Origin of the sequence: Oscillochloris sp. ZM17-4 (genome assembly GCF_019599295.1) — a bacterium.
Lineage (GTDB): Bacteria > Chloroflexota > Chloroflexia > Chloroflexales > Chloroflexaceae > Oscillochloris.
The window spans coordinates 6548-27076 of sequence record NZ_JAIEWN010000058.1; the positions used below are offsets into that span (position 1 = coordinate 6548).

Here is a 20529-nt window from a genome sequence, read left to right on the forward strand (position 1 = left end):
GTTGAAGGGCTTGGTGATGTAGTCGTCGGCGCCGAGCTCAAGCCCCAGGATCTTGTCGCTGTCGTCTACCCGCGCGGTCAGCAGGATGATCGGCAGGGCGGCGAGGCTCGCGTCGGCCCGCACCAGCCGGGTGATCGCCCAGCCGTCGTGGCCCGGCATCATCAGGTCGAGCACGGCCAGGTCGGGGCGCTCGGCGCGGATCAGGCGCATGGCCGTGTCGCCATCGTAGGCCGTGATCACCGCGTAGCCGGACTGCTCCAGGTAGCCCCGCAGCACGCCCACCATCGAGCGGTCGTCGTCCACCACCAGAATGCGCTGAGTCATGTCGTCGCTCGTCGCTCGTCGCTCGTCGCTCGTCGCCCGTCGAGAGCATACCACACGAATCTGAAGTTGCCCTCAAGCGCGCGCCCGGCCTGTCATGAGTCTACGAAGGCCGCGCAGGCGGCCTTCGTCAAACAAGAGCCCGCGGCTTCAGCCGCCGGGCGATACTGCGACCCAGGAGCTATCTTCAGAAGATGTGCAGGCGATCTGCGGATTCTCTTCAGGTTTGGGCGCTACCCTGGCTCTGTTGACGTGACCTGACAGAGGAGCAATACGATGGCACCCACCCCGAAGATCGCCCGCACGGCCCTGGCCCTCCTCGCTGCGCTCGGCGCCGGCCGGCTCCGGCAAGACCACGGCGATCGGCGCGTGGCTGGCGTCGAGCGGCGCGCGCGCCGCGTGGCTCGCGCTCGACGCCGAGGATAGCGCCCCCGCGCGCTTCTGGGCCTACGTCTGCGCGGCCTGCGACCGCCTCGCGCCTGGATGCGGGGCGGCGGCGCTCACGATGCTCCACGCGCCGCAGCCGGCCCCGCTCGCGGTGGTCGTCGCCACCCTGATCAATAGCCTGGCGGCCCTGCCGCCAGGCGACGGCCCCGGCCGCCCCTACGTGCTGGTGCTCGACGACTACCAGTTTATTGAGGCGGCGGCCATCCACGAGGCGCTGGCGCTGCTGATCGAGCGCCTGCCGCCGCAGCTCCACCTGATGATCACGGCCCGCGCAGACCCGCCCCTGCCCCTGGCCCGGCTGCGGGCGCGCGGCCTGGTGACCGAGCTGCGCGCCGCCGACCTGCGCTGTAGCAGGGAGGAGGCCCGCGCGCTGCTCGATGTGGCCACCGGAATGAGCCTGAGCAGCGCCGCCATCGCGCGGCTGGAGGCCCGCACCGAGGGCTGGCTCGCCGGGCTGCAGCTGGCGGGGCTGGCCCTGCGCGACCAGCCCGACCCCGAGGCGTTCGTCGCAGCCTTCGCCGGCAGCCACCACTATATTGTCGACTATCTGGCCGATGAGGTGCTCGCCCATCAGCCGCCACATATGCGCGCCTTCCTGCTCCAGACGGCGATCCTCGACCGGCTCTGCGGGCCGCTGTGCGATGCGGTTGTGAAGGATGAAGGCAGAAGGGTGAAGGATGAAGTCAAGGCAGTGAGCAACGAGCACACTGAATCGTTCACGCTCCATCCCGCATCCTTCATCCTTGCGCAGCTTGAGCGCGCCAACCTGTTCCTCATCCCGCTGGATTCTGAGCGGCGCTGGTATCGCTACCACCACCTGTTCGCCGATGTGCTGCGCGCCCGCCTGCGCGAGTCCGCCCCGGAGATCGTGCCGGAGCTGCACCGGCGGGCCAGCGCCTGGTATGCCCAGCAGCTCCAGGCGCTGGGGCCGGCCCACCTCGACGCGGCGGTGCGGCACGCTCTCGCCGGGGGCGAGGTCGCCGCCGCCGCGCAGCTGATCGCGCGCGAGGCCGAGCCGCTGCTGCGCCGCGGCGGCTTCGCCCAGCTCATCCGGCTGCTGCGCGCCCTCCCGGACAATGTGGTGCGCGGATCGCCCGCACTCTGCCTCCTGATGGCGCGGGCGCTGTTTGCCGCCGCCGACCCTGAGGCCATGCCGCCGCTGCTCCAGGCTGCGACGGAGTCGCTCGCCGGAGCGCACCTCGCCGACGCCGAGCGCGCGCAGCTTCAGGGCTGGCTGGTGGCCCTGGAGAGCCAGATCCTGCGCGTGCGCGGCAGCTACGCGGCGGCGATCACCCGCGCCCACGAGGCGCTGGACCTGCTGCCAGCGGGCGAGGACGCCCTGCGCGGGTTCGCGACCCTGAGCCTGGCCCTGGCCATGCACCTCGGCGGGCGCCTGCGCGATGCGGTCGGGGCCTACCAGACCGCGATCGCGCTGCAGGACGCCGATGACCGCTACGCCGCGACTGTGACGCGCTGTCTGCTGGGCGCGCTCCAGCAGAGCCTGGGCGCCTGGGACGCCGCAGCGGAGACGTACGCGCAGGCCCTCGCACAGGCGGGGCAGCCCCGCCTGCCCGCAGCGGGCTGGGCGCTGATCGGCATGGGCGAGCTGGCCTACGCCCGTGATGATCTGGGCGCGGCCGAGCAGCTGCTTGTGGAGGGCATGACCCTGGCCGAGCAGGGCGAGCTGCGCGACGCGCTGCCCTTCGGCTACGCGGCCCTCGCGCTGCTGCGCATCGCCCAGGGCCAGCCCGAGGCCGCCCGCGCGGCCGGCGCGGCGATGGCCCGCTTCGCCGCCCTGGAGCTGCACCTGCCGCTGGTCGTCGAGTGGGCCGACGCCGTCGCGGCGCGGGTGGCGCTCGCCCAGGGAGATCTGGCCGCCGCCGCACGCTGGGCGCAGCGCTATGCCCCGCCGACGGCGGCCCTGTTCTCCTCGCAGGCCTTCGCGCTGACGACGTACCTGCGCCTGCTGATCGCGGCCGGGCGCGCCGGCGAGGCGCTGGCGCAGATCGGGCCGCAGCGCGAGCGCGCTGATGCGGCGGGCCAGGCGGCCCTCGGGCTGGAGCTGCGAGTGCTGGAGGCCCTGGCCCACGTCACGCTGGGCCAGGCCGAGGCGGCGCAGCGCGCGCTCGACCAGGCGCTCGCGCTGGCCGCGCCGATCGCGGCGCGGCGGGTCTTTCTGGATGCAGGGCCGCCGCTGGCCGCCCTGCTGCGAGCGAGCCGCGCGCAGGGGCCTGCGGGCCTCCTACGCGCTCAGCTGCTGGGCGCGCTCGGCGCGCCTGCCGCGCCCGCCACACCGTCCGCCCCGCCGCCCACGCCGCCGCCCGCCCCGCTGGCCGAGCCGCTCACCCCGCGCGAGCACGAGATCCTGCGCTGGGTCGCCGAGGGCCGCTCGAACCAGGAGATCGCCGCCGCCCTGGTGGTCAGCGTCGGCACCGTCAAGACGCACCTGCACAACCTGTATGGCAAGCTGGAAGCGCGCGACCGCACCCACGCGGTCGCCCGCGCCCGCGCCTTCGGCCTGCTCGACGAGGGTGCCAGTCAGGTGCCACCGCGCGCCCGAGGTGACGATGACCAGCGCTGATCAGGAGCACACGAGGACCGGGGACTCGACCAGCCGTGATCTGCCGAGAGGAGGGTAGCGGATGATGCGGAGCACTCCACGTGACTTCGGGCTGTTTGTGGCCGGGCAGAGCCTGTCGCAGATCGGCGACCAGTGCTACCTGATCACGCTGACCTGGCTGGTGTCCCAGCGCAGCGGCTCGACCGCGGCCCTGGGCGTGGTGCTGGCCCTGGCCGCCATCCCGCGGGCGCTACTCATGCCTTTTGGCGGGGCCCTGGCAGACCGGCTCTCGCACCGGCGCGTGCTCATAGGCGTGAACCTGCTGCTGGCGATCCTGCTGCTGCCGCTGATCGGGCTGTCCAGCGCGGGCGTGGACGCGCTCTGGCCATACGCGCTGATCGCCGTCGCCGTGGGCGCGCTGGAGGGAGTGCTCACGCCGGCGGCCTACTCGATGGTGCCGCTGCTGGTGCCCGGCGAGGTCTTGGAGCGGGCGAACGCGATCTTTCTGGGCGGCGTGCTGATCAGCGGCATCGCCGGGCCGGCGCTCGGCGGCGCGCTGCTGGAGCGCAGCGGCGCGGCGCTGGCCTTCGCTATCGATAGCGCGAGCTTCCTTGGCGTCGCCGGGCTGCTCTGGCTGATCCGGCCCACGCCGCGCCCGGCGGCGGCGCAGCGCGTGTCGCTGGCGGCCGACCTGCGCGCCACGGCGGCGGCGGTGCGCGCCGATCGCGTGCTGGCCCTGTATATCGCGCTGCTTCTGCTCGGCAACCTGGCGGTCGCCGGCCCGCTGGAGGTGGGCCTCGTGGCCATGGCCCAGAGGGTGTTCCTCAGCGGGCCGGGGCTGCTCGGCACGGCGATGGCGCTCTTCGCCGGCGGCTCGCTGGCGGGCACGCTGCTCGCCGGCACCCTGGCCCGCCCAGCCTGGCGCCAGCCGCTGCTCTTCAGCGGCATCCTCGGCACCGGCGTGGCGCTGAGCGCCGTCGGCGCGTCGCCGACCGCCCCGCTCTTTCTGGCCCTCGTCGCGCTGTTCGGCGGCGGCATCGGGGCGATCGACGTGCTGATGCAGAGCAGCATCCAGCAGCGCGCGCCGCGCGCGCAGCTCGGGCGCGTGCTCGGGGTCACGCTCTGCGCGGGGAAGCTGCTCGCGCCGCTCTCGACGCTGATCGCGGGCGTGGTCGCCGAGGCCCACGCGCCGCTGATCTTCTTCGCCGCCGGCGCGCTGTGGGTGACGACGACGATCGTCGCCCTCGCGATCTCCCGCGCCATGCCGGCGGCCGCCCAGGCGTAGCGCGCAGCGCGCAGCGCAAGATCACTACGTTCTGCGCTCTACGCTCTGTAGCGCCTAGCGGCTGCTGGCGCGGGCCAGGGCCAGCAGGCCCAGGGCGATCAGCACAAAGGCGCCCAGCGGCAGCCAGGGGATGTGGATCGCCGAGAGCAGGGCGATGCCGAGCGGGATGGCGGCGCAGAGGGCGAAGGTGCTCAGGGCGGCGTCCATGTGGCCCTGGCGGGCCAGCTCGGCCGCGCCGGCCAGGCCGACCACCAGCATGATCCCCGGCCACCACCAGCCGGTCAGCGCCAGCATGCCCAGCCCGATCAGGAAGACCCCGCCCGCGATCGATCCGCCCAGCCGCTCGGCTCGCCGCGTGCGCCGCATCTGCCGCCGCGCCGCGCGCTCCTCGTAGCGGCTGCGCTCACCCGTCGTGATCTCGTTCATCGCGTGTCTCCTTCAGCGTTACGCCTCGTCGCTGTCCCCAGCATACGCCGCCCGCCCGCCCCGCGCCTCTACCGCAGGGTAGATCCTGCCCGCCAACCTTCGCTGCGCAATCTCTATCGCTGGCTCTATCTGTAGATAGAGGCCCGCCCGGCGGCCAACCGGTAGGCTTGCCCCCAGTAACCGCGCATCGCTGGAGGAGAAACCGATGAACGACCCGAACCTGCTTGTTCGCACCATGCTGATCATTCACGTCCTGGGTGGAATTGTCGCCCTCTGTGCCGGGCCGGCCGCGATGGTGGCCAAGAAGGGAGGCAAGGCCCACCGCCTGAGCGGCAAGATCTACTTCTGGGCCATGTTTGCGATCTTTGTCACCGCGATTGGTGTGCTGTTCTACCGGCCAAATACCTTTCTGCTGGTGGTCTCGATCTTCAGCTTCTACGCGGCGCTCACGGGATACCGCGTGCTCTTCCGCAAGCGGCCCGAGCGCCAGCCGGCCAGCCGCTTTGACTGGGCCAGCGCCATCCTTATGGCCGCCGCCGGGGCAGGCTTCGTAACCTGGGGCGTCGCCGTCATGGCCGGCTGGACCAGCTTCGGCGTGCCGGCCAGCGCCGACATCCGTGGCCTGCCGGCAGCCTTCCCCATGCTGTCCGTCGCCTTCGGGCTAGCCAGCCTGCGATTCGCCGGCGCAGACATCTACGGCTTCCTGCGACCCGACCCGCGGCGCAACGGCTGGTGGTTCATCCACATGCTGCGCATGCTTACCGGCTACATCGGCACCGTCACCGCCTTCACGGCCCAGCAAGTCTCGCCGCACATGCCGCCGGAGTGGAGCTGGCTGGCCTGGGCGCTTCCGACGCTGATTGGGCTGCCGGGGATCTATCTCTGGATGCGCTTCTACCGCCAGAGGTTTGCGGCAGGCCATCAGGCGGCGCGGGTAGGGGCGGCCTCATAAGGAGGGGAGGGAGCGATGAGTACCTATCAGATCACAGTCGAGGGCCACCTGGATGACCGCTGGGCCGAATGGCTGGCCCCGCTGGAGCTGGAGCGCCGCCCCGACGGGACGACCTCGCTAGGCGGCGATCTGGCCGACCAGTCCGCGCTCTTTGGGCTGCTGCAGAAGATCCACGATATGAACCTGCAGCTCCTCTCGGTGGATCGGGTCGATCCAGACGACTCGGCGGGCGGGCCGGCGCCATAGGGCTGAGCACGACACACGGAGTGCGGAATGCGGAGCGTTACATGTGAAATGCTGAAGGAGGGATATGCGATGTCAGCGATGGTACGGGGGGGAGAGGCGGGGATGGCGGGGTTCTTCAGGCGGCAGCCAGTCGTGGCGGCGGTGGGGATCCTGGCCGGCGACATGCTGCTGCACATAGGGCTCCAGCTGGGGTTCCAGTCTGCGCTAACACCGTTCTGGGCCGAGTTCGCCGCGCTGGTGACGCTGACCGCGATCACCATGGGCCTGGTGGCCGGGCTGGGCTGGTGGCGCGAGAGCGGCTTCAACCGGCCGGCAGCCTGGCGCAGCCTGGGCCTGCTCTGGCTGCCGGCGGCGATGATCTTCGCGCTGCCGTTCGCGCTCGGCTTCCGCGGCGATGAGCTGGGCGTGGCCGGGGCGCTGGCCGCCGGCTACCTGCTGGTGGGGCTGCGCGAGGAGACGCTCTGGCGCGGGGTCACGCTCTATGCCCTGCGGCGGCTTGGGCCAATGCGGGCGGCCATGATCTGCGGCCTGCTCTTCGGGCTCAGCCATCTGGCCAACCTGTCCTTCCGGGCCAGCCCGGCGATCGTGCTGGCCCAGGTTGTGGGCGCGGCCACGGGCGGCTTCGGCTACGCGGCCCTGCGTCTGCGCACCAACACCATCTGGCCGCTGATCATCCTGCACGCCTTCGGCGACTTCTCGCTGCACTTCGGGCGGCTGCCCGTCATCCCGGTCGAGGTCGCCCGCGATGTGGTGCTCCTGTGCTACGGGATCTCCCTGCTCTGGGGATGGCGGGGCGCGGATCGGGAGGCGTAGGCTGGCGCTGCTGCGGCGCGGCTTCGCCGCGCCGCAGCAGCGCCAGCGCGGCATGCGCCTGCCGGGCACGGAATATGCTAGTACAGGTGTCGGAGAGGCGGCCTCTGCCGACCACAACCTGCGGGTGCCTCGCCGGGCCTGCGCCCAAAAAGGTGTACCATGCATGATCTTCCGTCACTTCGCTGTGCTAACTGTGGCACGCCGCTCGCTGCGCCCGCCAACGACGCACCCGGCGTGATCTGCCCGGTGTGCGAGCTCTTCAACTCGCTGAGCGATCTTTCCCCTGAGTCAGATCTCACCCTTGAGGCGCTCGAATCGCGGCTTGGCGATCTGATCGCCCAGGGCCGGGCCAGCGGCATCCCGCTCGACGACATCGTCCACACGCTGCGCGATGAGCTGGAGTTCACCGCAGAGCTTGCGAGCAGGGGGCGCGATCTGTGTGTCCAGATCATCGATCTCGGCCCACGCGTGGGCCAGCCGACTCGGCACTCTAGCCGGGACGACAGCCTGATGCTGCGCGGGCGCACCGCCGGGGGCTAACTGTTCCCTCTCGGGGGAGCCCCCCCCCAAAAACCCCTCCCAGCAAGGAGCCTATCATCTTTCAGAACACCCGCGCTGCGCTCGCGGGAGGCTTTCGGTCGATCACCGCACGCCTCCGCCCACCGCCCGACCAAGGCCCGCTCACCGAGCCCACCTTCGCCCCCCTGCGCGGCGATCTGCTCAGCGCCGCGCTGCTCGACGCCTACGCCGGAGCCCTCGCCGCCGCCCACCGCGACGCCGCCGTGCTGCCCTGGGGCGGCGACCCGCTGCGCGTCGCGCTTGAGCGCGACGGGCGGCAGATCACGGCCGCCCACCAGCTCCTCGGCGAGGATATTCGGCGGCGCGTGCCAATTAGCCCGGCCGCCGAGTGGCTGATCGATAACTTTCACGTCGTCAACGACCAGATCCGCGCGATCCGCCACGACCTGCCGCCGGGCTACTACCGCCAGCTGCCGAAGCTGCGGCGCGGCCCGCTCGCCGGGCTGCCCCGCGTCTACGCTATCACGCTGGAGCTGATCGGCCATACCGATGGGCGGGTGGACGCCGAGATCCTGCTGCGCTTCCTCAACGCCTACCAGTCGGTCGCGCCGCTGCGCATGGGGGAGCTGTGGGCTATCGCGATCATGCTGCGGATCGGGCTGGTGAAGAACCTCAGCCGACTGTCGGCCCAGGTGCTCCAGGTGCGCGCGCTGCGCGCCGAGGCTGATGTCTGGGCCGAGCGGCTGCTCGGCACGCCGGGCGAGGATGCCCACGAGGCGAGCGTGCTGCGTGAGCTGTCCCGGCACCACCCGTCCATGCCCCTCACCCTGGCCGCCCAGCTGCTGCGCCGCCTGCGCGCCCACGAGGGCGAGCACGACATCGGCCGGCTGGTGAGCTGGCTGGAGACCCAGCCGGTCACGCCGCACAAGACGGTCGAGTCGCTCGTCCACGAGGAGCACCAGCGCCAGGCGGCCAACCAGGTCTCGGTGGGCAACACCATCGGCAGCATGCGGGCGATCAGCGCCCTCGACTGGCCGGACTGGTTCGAGCGGGTGAGCCAGATCGAGCAGATCCTGCGCCGCGACCCGGCGGGCGCCTATGCCCGCAGCACCTTCGCCACCCGCGACCGCTACCGTCACGCGGTTGAGGATCTGGCCCTCCGCGCGAAGCTGGGTGAGGACGAGGTCGCCCGACGCCTGATCGCTCGCGCGGCGGCGGCGCCTGATGATGATCTTCGCGGACGCCATATCGGCTACTACCTGGTGGACAAGGGCCGCGCCGCCTTCGAGGGTGAGCTTGGCTACCGCCCGACGCTCGCCGATGCTGCCCTCCGCATCGCCATGGATCACCCGACCGCCTGCTACCTGGGCGCTATCGGCGGGGCCACGGCGGCCACGGTGGCCGGCGGGCTGCGGCTGGCGGCAGGCGGTTTTGGTAGGGGCGAAGCAGCGCCCTCAGAATGCCTGGCGAACAGCGATAGCCTTTCCGGGGCCGCTGCTTCGCCCCTACAATGGTCTGGAAAAACATCGTTATGGGGCCTCGCCCTCGCGCTGCTCCCGGCGAGCGCCCTCGCCGCCGAGCTGGTCAACCGCGCGGTGACAAGCCTGCTGCCGCCGCGCGTGCTGCCGCGCCTCGATCTCGCCGAGGGCATCCCCCCCGAGCTGACGACGGTCGTCGTCGTGCCGACCCTGCTGCTGACCCCGGACAGCGTGAGCCGGCTCCTCGATGGCCTGGAGGTGATCGCCCTGGCCAACCAGGATCAGAACCTGCACTTCGCGCTGCTGACCGACTTCGCCGACGCGCCTGAGGAAACTATGCCCGAGGACGCCTCGCTGCTGGAGGTCGCCGCTGAGCGCATGCGCCAGCTCGCCGAGCGCCACGGGCCAGATCGCTACATGCTGCTGCACCGCCGCCGGATCTGGAACGAGCGCCAGGGCCTCTGGATGGGCTGGGAGCGCAAGCGCGGCAAGCTTGATGAGTTCAACGCACTGCTGGCCGGCGACCGCGAGACCTCCTACGCGGCCATGGTCGGCGACATGAGCCTGCTGGAGCGGGTGCGCTATGTGATCACCCTTGATGCCGACACGCAGCTGCCGCGCGATGTGGGCCAGGCCATGATCGGCACCCTGGCCCACCCGCTCAACCAGGCCCGGCTCGACCCGGCGACCGGCCTGGTGGCCGAGGGCTACGGCATCCTCCAGCCACGTGTCGGCATCGACCTGCCCAGCGCCACCGCCAGCCGCTTCGCCCGCGTGTTCGCCGGCAATATCGGCGTCGACCCCTACACCACGGCGGTCTCGGACGCCTACATGGATCTGTTCGGCGAGGGCATCTACGCCGGCAAGGGCATCTACGAGCCGGCGGCGCTGCGGGAGTCCCTGCGCGGGCGCTTCCCCGAGAACACTCTGCTTAGCCACGACCTGATCGAGGGCCTCTACGCCCGCGTCGGCCTGCTGAGCGATGTGGAGGTGGTGGACAGCTACCCGACGACCTACGCCGCCTGGGCGGCTCGCCAGCACCGCTGGGTGCGCGGCGACTGGCAGATCGCCGCGTGGCTGCTGCCGCGCACGCCCGGCCGCGACGGCTGGCAGCCGAATGTGCTGCCGGCCATCGCCCGCTATAAGATCTACGATAACCTGCGGCGCAGCCTGACCCCGCCGGCCACCGTCGCCCTGCTCATCGCGGGATGGCGCTGGCTGCCCGGCCGCCCGATGGCCTGGGCGGGGCTGGCCCTGGCGCATCTGGCCGCGCCCCTGGCCTTCGACCTCGCCGCCGCCGCCCGCGCCGTCGCCCTGGACCCGGCCAATATGGGCGCGCTGCGGGCGAGGGGGCGCGAGCTCCAGCTCAGCGCGCGGCGTCTGGCGCTCAACACGGCCTTCCTGCCGGATCAGGCAGTGCTCAACCTCGACGCGATCGCCCGCTCGCTGACGCGCATGCTGGGCACGCGACGCAACCTGCTAGAGTGGGAGACCGCCGCCCAGTCCCAGGGTCGGCTCCAGCGCTCGCACACGCCGGTGCTCCGGCGGGGCATGCCGCTGGCCGTCGTGGGCGCGGCCCTCGTAGCCCTGCCCGGACGACGCTATGTTGACGCCTTGGCCGCCCTGCCGGTGCTGGCCGCCTGGCTCGCCGCGCCGGCCCTGGCCGCATGGCTGGATCACCCCCACATCGACGCGCCCCTGCCGATCGGCGCCGAGGACGAGCTGCTGCTGCGCCATCTGGCCCGCGCCACATGGGCCTTCTTCGAGCGCTTTGTGCGCGCCGAGGCCAACTTCCTCGCGCCCGATAACTTTCAGGAGACGCCGCAGCCGGCGATCGCGGACCGCACCTCGCCGACGAACATTGGCCTCCAGCTGCTCACCGATGTGGCCGCCCACGACTTCGGCTATATCGGGGCGCTGGAGCTGACCGCGCGCACCGAGCGAGTTCTTGCGACGGTGGGGCGTCTGGAGCGCCACGCGGGCCACCTGCTGAACTGGTACGACACGCGAACCCTGCGCCCCCTGCCGCCGGCCTATGTCTCCACGGTGGACAGCGGCAACCTGGCCGGCGCCCTGCTCACCCTGCGCCAGAGCTACCTGGCGCTGGGCGATCTCCCGCTGATCGGCCCGCTGGCGATCTCCGGCATGATCGACACCCTCGCACTGCTTGAGGAGAAGCTCGCCAAGTCGCCCGTGTCGCGCCGGGCCGTCGCCGATCTGGTGGCGGCGCTCCAGGACGTGCCCGAGACGGTGGGCGGCTACCGCGAGCTGCTGGACGAGGTCGTGGCATGGGTGGGCGATCTCCATGTGGCCGGCCCGGCCGCCGAGTGGGCCCAGCGGCTCGGCGCCCAGGCCCGCGGGTTCCTCGATGACATCGACACGCTGGTGCCGGCGGCCCGGCACGAGGATGCGCCGCCGACCCTGGCGGAGCTCGCGGACGACGGCGCGCCCGACGCCTGCGAGCTGCTGGCCCGCCACGCGCGCATCGCCCGCGCCTGCTCCGAGCAGGTCGATCTGATGGAGTTCGACTTCCTCTACGACGACCGGCGTCACCTCTTCGCCATCGGCTACAGCGTGGCCGATGGTCGGCGCGACGGATCGTACTACGACCTGCTGGCCTCCGAGGCGCGCATGGGCAGCTTCCTGGCGATCGCCAGGGGCGATGTGCCGCAGGAGCACTGGTTCCGCATGGGCCGCAGCCTGACGGCGGTGGGGCTAGGCGCGGCGCTGCTCTCGTGGAGCGGCACCATGTTCGAGTATCTGATGCCGCTGCTGCTGATGCGCCGCTACCCCGAGACGCTGCTTGATACGACCTACGCCGCCGCCGTCGCCCGCCAGATCGCCTACGGCAAGGAGCGCGGCGTGCCCTGGGGCATCTCCGAGTCGGCCTACAACGCCCGCGACCTGGCGATGAACTACCAGTACCACGCCTTCGGCGTGCCCGGCCTGGGCCTGAAGAGCGGCCTCGACGACGATCTGGTGGTGGCCCCCTACGCGACGGTGCTGGCGCTGCCGGTGCGCCCTGCCGAGGCGCTGGCCAACCTGCGCGCGCTGATCGCCGACGATATGCTTGGCGACTATGGGCTCTACGAGGCGGCCGACTACACCCCCAGCCGGCTGCCGCCCGGCCAGCGCCGCGCGATCATCCGCTCGTTTATGGCCCACCACCAGGGCATGAGCCTGCTCGCCCTGGCCAACGCGCTCCACGATAATGTCATGCAGCGGCGATTCCACGCCGAGCCGCTCGTCCAGTCTGCCGAGATGCTGCTCCAGGAGCGGGTGCCCCAGACCAGGCCGGCCCAGACGGTGCGGGCCACCGCGCGCGAGCCCCAGGTCGCCTTCGCCGCCCCGCCCGCGCCCCGCCAGTTCGCCACGCCCTTCACCGCCGTGCCCTACACCCACCTGCTCTCCAACGGCCGCTACAGCGTGATGCTGACCACCGCCGGCGGCGGCGGCAGCTCCTTCGATACGATAGCCGTCACCCGCTGGCGCTCCGATGTCACCTGCGACAGCTGGGGCAGCTTCATCTATGTCCGCGACGCCCGCAGCGGCACCGTCTGGTCCACCGGCTACCAGCCGACCCGCCACAAGCCCCAGAGCTACCAGGTGACCTACGGGCTCGACCGGGCCGAGTTTCGCCAGCGCGTGGCGGGCATCGACACCCGCATGGAGGTGGTGGTCTCGCCAGAGGAGCAGGCCGAGCTGCGCCGGGTGACGCTGACGAACCTGACCGCAGCGCCGCGCGAGCTGGAGCTGACCAGCTACAGCGAGGTGGTGCTGGCCCCGCCCGCCGCCGACGAGGCCCACCCGGCCTTCGCCAACCTGTTCGTCGAGACCGAGTTCGTGCCCGAGCACGACGCGCTGCTGGCCTCACGTCGGCCGCGCGCCGAGGGCGACTCCCGCCGATCGACCTCGTCCTACCCTCGCCCTACGGCGGCTTCACGCCCGACGGGCGCGAGTATGTGATCGACCTGGCCCCCGGCCGCACGACGCCCGCGCCATGGACGAACGTGGTGGCCAACCCGGGCTTCGGCTTCATCATCACCGAGGGCGGCGGCGGCTACACCTGGGCCGGCAACAGCCGCGAGAACCGGCTCACCCCATGGTCGAACGACCCCGTGCGCGACCCGCTGGGCGAGGCGCTCTACCTGCGCGATGAGGCCAGCGGCGCGATCTGGTCGCCCACGCCGCGCCCCGCCGGCGCGGGGCACGTGCGCGTGCGCCACGGCTTCGGCTACAGCGTGTTCGAGCGCCGCCGCGGCGCTATTGAGAGCGCGCTGACCCTGTCCGTCCCCGCCGACGACCCGGTGAAGATCTTCCGCCTGCGGCTGCGCAACCACGGCGAGCAGCCCGCGCGGCTGACGGCGACGCTCTACGCCGAGTGGGTGCTGGGCGTCTTCCGCGCCCAGATGGCCCCCTATATCGTCACCTCGTATGACGAGGAGGCCGCCGCGCTGCTGGCCCGCAACGCCTACAACGTCGAGCTCGGCGGGCGGGTGGCCTTCCTCGCCGCCAGCGAGCGCGAGCTGAGCTACACCGGCGACCGGACGGAGTTCATCGGGCGCAACGGCGACCTCAGGCGGCCGGCGGGCATGGCCGCGCGCAGCCTCTCCGGCCACGCCGGCGTCGGGCACGACCCCTGCGGCGCCATCCGCTGCGCGGTGGATCTGGCCCCCGGAGAGGAGCGCGAGGTCGTCTTCCTGCTCGGCCAGGGGGCCGACGCCGACGAGGCGCTGCAGCTGGTGGCGCGCTACCGCGAGCCGGGCGCGGCGGCCCGCGCCCACGAGGCCGCCGTATCCGGCTGGCGCGCGCTGCTCGGGGCGGCCCAGGTGCATACGCCCGACCCGGCCCTCGACGTGCTGCTGAACGGCTGGCTGCTCTACCAGACCCTGGTCTGCCGGGTGTGGGCGCGCTCGGCCTTCTACCAGTCGGGCGGGGCCTACGGCTTCCGCGACCAGCTCCAGGACGTGATGGCCCTGGCCCACGCCGCGCCCGAGGTGGCCCGCGCCCAGATCCTGCGCGCCGCCGCCCGCCAGTTCGTCGAGGGCGACGTGCAGCACTGGTGGCACCCGCCCACCGGGCGCGGCGTCCGCACCAGCTTCTCCGACGACTACCTCTGGCTGCCCTATGTCGCGCAGCACTACTGCGAGGCGACGGGCGATGTGGCGGTGCTGGACGAGACGACGCCCTTCCTGGAGGGGCGGCTCCTGCAGCCCGACGAGGCCGAGTACTACGACCTTCCGGTTGTCTCGTCACGCGAGGGCACGCTCTACACGCACTGCACTAAGGCGATCGACTACGGGCTGGGGCGCATGGGACCCCACGGCCTGCCGCTGATGGGTGCGGGCGACTGGAACGATGGCATGAACCTCGTGGGCGCGGGCAAGGGCGAGAGCGTCTGGGTCGGCTGGTTCCTGATCGCGGTGCTGCTGCCCTTCGCCGAGCTGGCCGAGCGGCGCGGCGACGGCGGGCGGGCCGAGCGCTACCGGGCCGAGGCCGAGCGGCTGCGGGCCGCCATCGAGGCCCACGCATGGGACGGCGACTGGTACCTGCGCGCCTTCTACGACGATGGCACGCCGCTTGGCTCGCATCGTAGCGAGGAGTGCCGGATCGACTCGCTTGTCCAGTCATGGGCGGTGATCGTGGGGGCGGGCGACCCGGCGCGCGCGCGCGCGGGCATGGACGCCGTCGACGCCCAGCTCGTCGACCACGAGGCCGGGCTGATCCGGCTCTTCACCCCAGCCTTCGACAAGAGCGACCACAACCCCGGCTACATCAAGGGCTACCTGCCGGGGGTGCGCGAGAACGGCGGCCAGTACACCCACGCCGCGATCTGGACGATCTGGGCATGGGCCATGCTCGGCGAGGGCGGGAGGGTGGCCGAGCTGCTGCGCCTGATCAGCCCGGTGCGCCACGCCGCCGAGCACTCCGAGCGCTATATGGTCGAGCCCTACACCATCGCCGCCGATGTCTACACCGCGCCGGGCCACGCCGGGCGCGGCGGCTGGACGTGGTACACCGGCTCGGCGGGCTGGCTCTACCGCCTGGGCATCGAGCAGCTGCTCGGCCTGCGCCGCCGGGGCGACACCCTGACAGTACGCCCATGCCTGCCGCCGGAGTGGCCGGGCTACGCGGCGACCTACACGGTCGGCGCGGCGACCTACCAAATCACGGTCGAGCGCGGGCGCGGCGCAGGCACGGTGAGCCTCGACGGCGTGGAGCTAGCGGACGGCCAGATCCCGCTCGACGCCGCCGGCGGCGCGCACGAGGTGCGGGTGATCATCGCCAGGGGCTGACCGAATCTGTGTGAGGATGTGGGAGAGCTTCGCTCTCCCACAAAAAACTGGTTCTGCTGCCAGCAACAACGCTGGGCACGGTGAGGGTGTGGGAGAGCTTCGCTCTCCCACAAAAAACTGGTTTTGCTGCCAGCAACAACGCTGGGCACGGTGAGGGTGTGGGAGAGCTTCGCTCTCCCACAAAAAACTGGTTCTGCTGCGGCGCGGCGACGCCGCGCCGCAGCAGAACCAGTTTTTTTGTGGACGGTAAAAGCATCTTGACAATCGCAAAGTCTAGGCTATTATAGAACATAGAAACCAAACGGATGTTCGGCTGGCAGATTGGTAGGTTGGAGCACAGAAATACAAGCACGAGCGAGGACAACCATGAACCACGAGACCATCGATATCCCACAGGCTGACGTTCTCTGGGATGTTGCGCGGGTGCCCGAGGCCATCGCCCGCGGGAAGTCCCTGCCAGATGAGATCGGCGTCTACATAGGCACGAAGGTCGCCCGCCAGGGGCTCTACTACACGCAGGCCGCCCGTATCCTCGGCTTCGTGAAGCCCTGCAAGCCCGGCGAGCCGGTCGAGCTGACGCCGTTTGGACGGGCCTTCGCCTACTACAACCAGGCCGATCAGCGCACTGCCCTGCGACGCATGCTGCTCCAGCGTGAGCCGACCCGATCGGTGGTGGTGGCGATGCGCACAGGCGACGGCCTGCGGCGCGCCGAGATCGCCGCCGTCCTCCAGAGCCTCGCGCCCCTTGCCCAGAGCACCGCGCTGCGCCGATCCGCCACCGTCGCCGCCTGGCTCTGCGCCACCGGGCTGGCCCGCTGGGAGCGCGGGCGGCTGGCCTACTGCGGGCCGAATGTGCCGGTGGAGCCGGCCATCCGCCGCCAGCACGCCGCGTAGGGACGCGGCGCACTACGTCCCTACGCCGTAAACATCACCGCCACCAGCGGGCTGCCGGCCACCCATGCCTCCAGGTCGTCGCCCGCAAAGTAGCTGTTGGCCGCCTTCACCCTAGACATGATCCGCCGCCGCTCGGCCGGATCAAGGATGGGCAGCGCGCGGGCCGCCAGATCGGCGTGCGCGCCCTCCTTCACGTGGAAGGTGATCGCTGGCTCCGCTAGCACGTTGGCGTACCAGTCGCGCGTCCCCGGCGTTCCGCTTATGTAAACCTGCCCATCAATCACGAAGTACCAGATCTCGATCCGCCGCGGCAGCCCGCTCGACCGCCCGGTCGTGGTGATATCACAGGTCAGCCCGCCCTCGATCGCCCGCCAGATTGCCACGTCCATCTATAACCTCCAACCCCCAACCCCCAACCCCTACACATACTCCTCAACCCTGAGCGAGATCGTCTTCGACGCGCCATCGTCACCCATCGTCACGCCGTAGAGCGTATCGGCGGCCTCGATCGTGCCCCGGTTGTGGGTGATCAGGATAAACTGCGTCTGGTCGGACAGGGCCGCCAGAGCCTCGCGGAAGCGCCCGACGTTCGACTCGTCCAGGGCGGCGTCGGTCTCATCCAGGATGCAGAAGGGGCTGGGGTTGACCTTCAGGATAGCGAAGAGCAGCGCGGCTGCGGTGAGCGTGCGCTCGCCGCCGGAGAGCAGCGAGATGCTCTGCTGCTTCTTGCCAGGCGGCCGCACAATGATCTCGACGCCCTGGCCGCGTCCGGCGGGCGTCGGCGCGTCGGGCTCATCCTCGGGCAGATGGCCGTTGCCAGAAGGCCCGCCGGTGAGCTGGAGCTTCGCCGAGCCGCCGCCGAACAGCCGCACGAAGCTCTGCTCAAACTCGGCGGCCACGGCGTGAAAGGTGGTGATGAAGCGCTGGCTCATCGCGCCCTCCAGGGCGGTGATCAGCTCCATGAGCGAGCCCTCGGCCTCGCGCAGGTCGGCCACCTGCTCGCTGAGAAAGCGGTGACGCTCGGCGGCCTCCTCATACTCCTCCAGGGCCAGCTGGTTCACCGCGCCCATGCGCAGGATCTTCGCCCTGAGCGCGTCGATCTCGGGCTGGAGCTCCTCGGCGGGCGCGCCCTCAGCGGGCACATCCAGAGCCTCCACATCAATATCGTCGGCGGCGGCCCGCTCGTAGATGGCGTCCTGGCGATCCCCGGCGCGCTGGGCCTCCATGGCGGCGCGGCCATGGGCGGACTCGCGCTCAAGCAGGGCGGCGGTGGCCGCCTGCTCGCGCCGCTCCAGGTCGGCCTGGGCCAGCTCGTCGGCGCGCAGGGCCTCCTCGGCCGGGTCGATCTGGGCGCGTAGGGCATCGATCTCGGACAGCAGGGCGTGGTGCTCAGCCTCGACGCGGGCGTGGGCCGCGCCGATCCTCCCGCGCTCAGCCTCCAGCTCGGCCACGCTGGCCGCCACAGAGGAAAGCTGGCGCTCGCCCTCGGCCAGGCTGCGCTCGTGGGCGGCCAGCAGGGTGCGCTGGGCGCGCAGCTGGCCCTCGGCGGAGCCGGCGGCGGCGCGCAGGCCGGCCACCCGCTCCTGGGCGGCCCGGTCGGCCTGGGCCTCGGCCTCCTGGCGGGCGCGCAGCTCAGCCAGCCGCAGCTCGGCCTCGGCGGCGGCGACCTCGGCGGCGGCGCGGCGGCCCGAGAGCTCGGCCTCCTCGCCCTGGAGCGCGGCCAGATCGCTGCCGAGCCGCTCCTGGCGCTGCGCGGCCCAGCCCATCCTCAGGGATGCCGAGGAGGTTTGCTGGCACCCAGCCGAGCTTGCCGCGGACATTCTCGACCTGATACCAGTCGCCGTCGGCCGTCTTCTGCTTGAGGTCCACCACCTCATCGACGTTGACCCGGTCGAGCTCGGTGCTGGCGGAGTCCGGGCTCGCGTAGATGGCACCGTTCTGGAAGACGCTGACGATGGTGGCGACCGGGATCTGCGCCTGCACGTCGGCGGGGATGCTCAGCAGGGACGCGCTGATCCAGCCGACCTGCTGCTGTCCGTCGTCGGTGTTGGTGAAGGTGATCCGATACCAGAGGCCGTTCGGCGTGCGCTCGACCAGCTGCACGGTGTTGCCGGCGTCCACGCCGCCGACCCGGTTGTTGGCGGTGACGATCGGCAGGGCGCGGACGTTGCCCCCGTTGCCGACGCCCACCTCGGGGCCGCTGGGCGGCGCGGGAACGGGCGTGGCGGCGGGCTCTGGCGTCGCCCCGGCCACCTCCGGCGTGGCGGTCGGCGTGGCGGTCGGCGCTGGCGTGGCGGTCGGCGCGACGGCCTCGCTGCCATAGAAGATGGCGGCGTAGCTCGGCGGCACTGTCAGGTCAAGCTCGCTACTAGCCTGGCCATCGGACGTGCTCATACGCACGCGGTACACCGGCCCCTCGGCGGGCGCGGCGGCTTCGTCAAGCTTGCGGGCCTGGATCTCGACGCGCCCGCGCCGAACCTCGCCCTGCAGATCCTCGGGGCGGAGGAATGGGAAGGGCTGCCCGTCGGCCAGCAGCTCCACACTCACCTTGGTGCCATCGTCGAGCCCGGTGGTCTCAGCGGCGATGCTCACCGTCACCGGGCTGACCCGGATCACATCGGCCTTGGTGACCGTCATGCTCACCGGCTCAGCGGTGGGCAGCTGGGCGGGCGGAGGCGCCTGGTTGCTTCCGGGCATCAGGGTGAGCACCAGCACGATGATCCCCAGGATCGCTAGGATCGGCACGAGGATGACGAGAATCTTACCGGCTAGGGAGAGGTTGGCAAAGCGATCTCGCCACCCGCTCGGCTCATCGTCGAGCGGGAGCGAGGTGTAGTCCACAGGGCCGCTGAGGCCGGGCGAGACTCCCATCGAGTCGTCGAGCGGGGCTTGGCGTCGCCGCAGGCGCCTGGTGAGGATAACGACGATCACCAGCGCGAGCACGCCGGCCACAATCAGGATGATCGCAATCGTCGGGTCGAGGCGGCTGAGCAGATCTTGCATGCGAGCGGGATTCCTTGTTCAGGTGCGGCGTTGCCGCAGCAGTGTCCACCGAATAATAGCACGCTCACACTGTCAACGTCAATCGCCGACATACCCCGACAGTACGCGCAACAGTCTCGATAAAAGGCGACACTAAGACAAGGCTCGTAGCAGCTTGGCAGTCTGCCGCCGAACGGCCCTCACCTCCCAGCCCCCTCTCCTGTGGCCTTCGGCCACAGGAGAGGGGGGCCAGACCATCCGAACTTCATAGGGCATTTTTGCGCCAAAGCCGTCTATAATAGGGTGATACGGGCACGTCCCAACGCCTGCGTGCCCAACGAGGAGGAATCCATGTCACGACTCGTCACACTCGCAACGCCGCAGTGGGCCGATATGCCCCTGGAGCAGCTCGCGCCGCTGTGTAGGTCCTGGGGCTTCGACGGTCTGGAGCTGGCCTGCTGGGGGCATCACGTCGATGTGGTGAGGGCCGCCGAGTCCGACGCCTACGTGCGCCAGATCACCGATCTGCTGGAGCAGCACGACCTGAAGCTGGTGGCCCTGGCCGGGCACCTGGTCGGCCAAGCCGTCGCCGACGCGGTGATCGACGAGCGCCACAAGAGCATCGTCCCGCCCCGCGTCTGGGGCGATGGCGAGCCAGAGGGGGTGCGCCGGCGGGCCGCCGAGGAGATGCAGGCCACCGCCCACGCTGCCGCCGCCCTCGGCCTAAAGGTCGTCACCGGATTCACCGGCTCGCCGATCTGGCACGTGCTGGCCATGTTCCCGCCGGTGCCCCCCGAGATGATCGAGCGCGGCTTTGCCGAGTTCGCCGACCGCTGGAACCCGATCATCGATGTCTACGACTCGGTCGGGGTGAAGTTCGCCCTGGAGGTCCACCCCGGCGAGATCGCCTACGACTTCTGGACCACCCGCCGCGCTCTGGACGCGGTCGGCTACCGCCCCGGCTTCGGCATCAACTTCGACCCGAGCCACCTCTACTGGCAGATGCTCGACCCGGTCGAGTTTGTCTACGAGTACGGCGCGCAGATCTACCACATGCACGTCAAGGAGTCGGTGCGCAACCTGAACGGGCGCAACGGCGTGCTCGGCTCGCACCTCTTCTTCGGCGACCACCGCCGCGGCTGGGACTTCGTCTCGCCGGGGCGCGGCGGCGTGCCCTTCGAGCGAATCTTCCGCGCCCTGAACGATGTGGGCTACCAGGGCCCGCTCTCGATCGAGTGGGAGGACAACGGCATGGGCCGCGAGCAGGGCGCCCCCGAGGCCGTGGCCCTGGTGCGCCGCCTCGATCTCAC

The 20529-nt window shown here is 71.1% G+C and carries 16 protein-coding genes; 11 read left to right on the forward strand and 5 right to left on the reverse strand.

The annotated features are described in order from the left end of the window. On the reverse strand, window positions 1-324 hold a 324-nt coding region (locus tag K2Z83_RS25055), incomplete at its 3' end, for a response regulator (RefSeq protein WP_220597910.1). Window positions 325-597: 273 nt separating this feature from the next. Here K2Z83_RS25055 and K2Z83_RS25060 point away from each other — a divergent pair. The 3 genes from K2Z83_RS25060 to K2Z83_RS25070 all read left to right on the forward strand — a co-directional run bounded on the left by K2Z83_RS25060 (window position 598) and on the right by K2Z83_RS25070 (window position 4613). Next, complete coding sequence (locus K2Z83_RS25060; RefSeq protein WP_220597911.1) at window positions 598-747, forward strand: hypothetical protein; 150 nt, start codon at window positions 598-600, stop codon at window positions 745-747. 79 nt (window positions 748-826) lie between these two features. Continuing rightward, a complete protein-coding gene (locus tag K2Z83_RS25065; protein ID WP_220597912.1) occupies window positions 827-3349 on the forward strand; it encodes a LuxR C-terminal-related transcriptional regulator in 2523 nt (840 codons plus the stop codon). A 61-nt stretch (window positions 3350-3410) separates the two neighbouring features. Continuing rightward, the gene (locus K2Z83_RS25070) at window positions 3411-4613 is read left to right on the forward strand and encodes an MFS transporter (RefSeq protein WP_220597913.1); all 1203 of its coding nucleotides are present in this window, start codon (window positions 3411-3413) and stop codon (window positions 4611-4613) included. A 54-nt stretch (window positions 4614-4667) separates the two neighbouring features. On the opposite strand, the gene K2Z83_RS25075 is transcribed toward K2Z83_RS25070, so the two are convergent. Continuing rightward, window positions 4668-5039, reverse strand: coding sequence for a hypothetical protein (locus K2Z83_RS25075; RefSeq protein ID WP_220597914.1), 372 nt, complete (start codon window positions 5037-5039; stop codon window positions 4668-4670). Between the two features lie 205 nt (window positions 5040-5244). Between K2Z83_RS25075 and K2Z83_RS25080 the strand changes: the two genes are divergently transcribed. The 7 genes from K2Z83_RS25080 (at window position 5245) to K2Z83_RS25105 (ending at window position 16237) form a co-directional block, all read left to right on the forward strand. Next, window positions 5245-5991, forward strand: a complete 747-nt coding sequence (locus K2Z83_RS25080) for a hypothetical protein (protein ID WP_220597915.1) — start codon at window positions 5245-5247, stop codon at window positions 5989-5991. A 15-nt stretch (window positions 5992-6006) separates the two neighbouring features. Beyond that, window positions 6007-6237 (forward strand): hypothetical protein, encoded by a 231-nt coding sequence (locus tag K2Z83_RS25085; protein ID WP_220597916.1) that lies wholly within the window; start codon window positions 6007-6009, stop codon window positions 6235-6237. Window positions 6238-6306: 69 nt separating this feature from the next. Beyond that, on the forward strand, window positions 6307-7050 hold the full coding sequence (locus K2Z83_RS25090) for a CPBP family intramembrane glutamic endopeptidase (protein ID WP_220597917.1): 744 nt from the start codon (window positions 6307-6309) through the stop codon (window positions 7048-7050). Window positions 7051-7209: 159 nt separating this feature from the next. Then, window positions 7210-7590, forward strand: a complete 381-nt coding sequence (locus K2Z83_RS25095; protein ID WP_220597918.1) for a hypothetical protein — start codon at window positions 7210-7212, stop codon at window positions 7588-7590. A 242-nt stretch (window positions 7591-7832) separates the two neighbouring features. Continuing rightward, window positions 7833-13013: a glucoamylase family protein gene (locus tag K2Z83_RS25100; RefSeq protein WP_370650275.1), complete on the forward strand. Its 5181-nt coding sequence runs from the start codon at window positions 7833-7835 to the stop codon at window positions 13011-13013. Then, window positions 13010-15343, forward strand: coding sequence for a GH36-type glycosyl hydrolase domain-containing protein (locus tag K2Z83_RS29430; RefSeq protein WP_370650276.1), 2334 nt, complete (start codon window positions 13010-13012; stop codon window positions 15341-15343). The genes K2Z83_RS25100 and K2Z83_RS29430 overlap by 4 nt, the downstream gene beginning before the upstream one ends. Window positions 15344-15709: 366 nt before the next feature. After that, a complete protein-coding gene (locus K2Z83_RS25105) occupies window positions 15710-16237 on the forward strand; it encodes a hypothetical protein (RefSeq protein WP_220597919.1) in 528 nt (175 codons plus the stop codon). A 20-nt stretch (window positions 16238-16257) separates the two neighbouring features. Here K2Z83_RS25105 and K2Z83_RS25110 read toward each other — a convergent pair whose 3' ends face one another. The 3 genes from K2Z83_RS25110 to K2Z83_RS25115 form a co-directional block, all read right to left on the reverse strand. After that, the gene (locus tag K2Z83_RS25110; RefSeq protein WP_220597920.1) at window positions 16258-16626 is read right to left on the reverse strand and encodes a nitroreductase/quinone reductase family protein; all 369 of its coding nucleotides are present in this window, start codon (window positions 16624-16626) and stop codon (window positions 16258-16260) included. A gap of 30 nt (window positions 16627-16656) precedes the next feature. Continuing rightward, window positions 16657-17463, reverse strand: coding sequence for a hypothetical protein (locus K2Z83_RS29435; RefSeq protein ID WP_370650277.1), 807 nt, complete (start codon window positions 17461-17463; stop codon window positions 16657-16659). A 406-nt stretch (window positions 17464-17869) separates the two neighbouring features. Next, window positions 17870-19240: an SH3 domain-containing protein gene (locus tag K2Z83_RS25115; RefSeq protein ID WP_220597921.1), complete on the reverse strand. Its 1371-nt coding sequence runs from the start codon at window positions 19238-19240 to the stop codon at window positions 17870-17872. Between the two features lie 330 nt (window positions 19241-19570). Here K2Z83_RS25115 and K2Z83_RS25120 point away from each other — a divergent pair. Next, the coding region (locus K2Z83_RS25120; protein ID WP_220597922.1) for a sugar phosphate isomerase/epimerase at window positions 19571-20529 on the forward strand (959 nt) is incomplete at its 3' end.

Coding starts and splice junctions, on each gene's coding strand:
- K2Z83_RS25110 (WP_220597920.1), bottom strand. CDS start 16,626: ATGGACGTGGCAATCTGGCGGGCGATCGAGGGCGGGCTGACCTGTGAT.
- K2Z83_RS25090 (WP_220597917.1), top strand. CDS start 6,307: ATGTCAGCGATGGTACGGGGGGGAGAGGCGGGGATGGCGGGGTTCTTC.
- K2Z83_RS25060 (WP_220597911.1), top strand. CDS start 598: ATGGCACCCACCCCGAAGATCGCCCGCACGGCCCTGGCCCTCCTCGCT.
- K2Z83_RS25105 (WP_220597919.1), top strand. CDS start 15,710: ATGAACCACGAGACCATCGATATCCCACAGGCTGACGTTCTCTGGGAT.
- K2Z83_RS25115 (WP_220597921.1), bottom strand. CDS start 19,240: ATGCAAGATCTGCTCAGCCGCCTCGACCCGACGATTGCGATCATCCTG.
- K2Z83_RS25065 (WP_220597912.1), top strand. CDS start 827: ATGCTCCACGCGCCGCAGCCGGCCCCGCTCGCGGTGGTCGTCGCCACC.
- K2Z83_RS25075 (WP_220597914.1), bottom strand. CDS start 5,039: ATGAACGAGATCACGACGGGTGAGCGCAGCCGCTACGAGGAGCGCGCG.
- K2Z83_RS25080 (WP_220597915.1), top strand. CDS start 5,245: ATGAACGACCCGAACCTGCTTGTTCGCACCATGCTGATCATTCACGTC.
- K2Z83_RS25070 (WP_220597913.1), top strand. CDS start 3,411: ATGATGCGGAGCACTCCACGTGACTTCGGGCTGTTTGTGGCCGGGCAG.
- K2Z83_RS29435 (WP_370650277.1), bottom strand. CDS start 17,463: ATGGAGGCCCAGCGCGCCGGGGATCGCCAGGACGCCATCTACGAGCGG.
- K2Z83_RS25095 (WP_220597918.1), top strand. CDS start 7,210: ATGCATGATCTTCCGTCACTTCGCTGTGCTAACTGTGGCACGCCGCTC.
- K2Z83_RS25085 (WP_220597916.1), top strand. CDS start 6,007: ATGAGTACCTATCAGATCACAGTCGAGGGCCACCTGGATGACCGCTGG.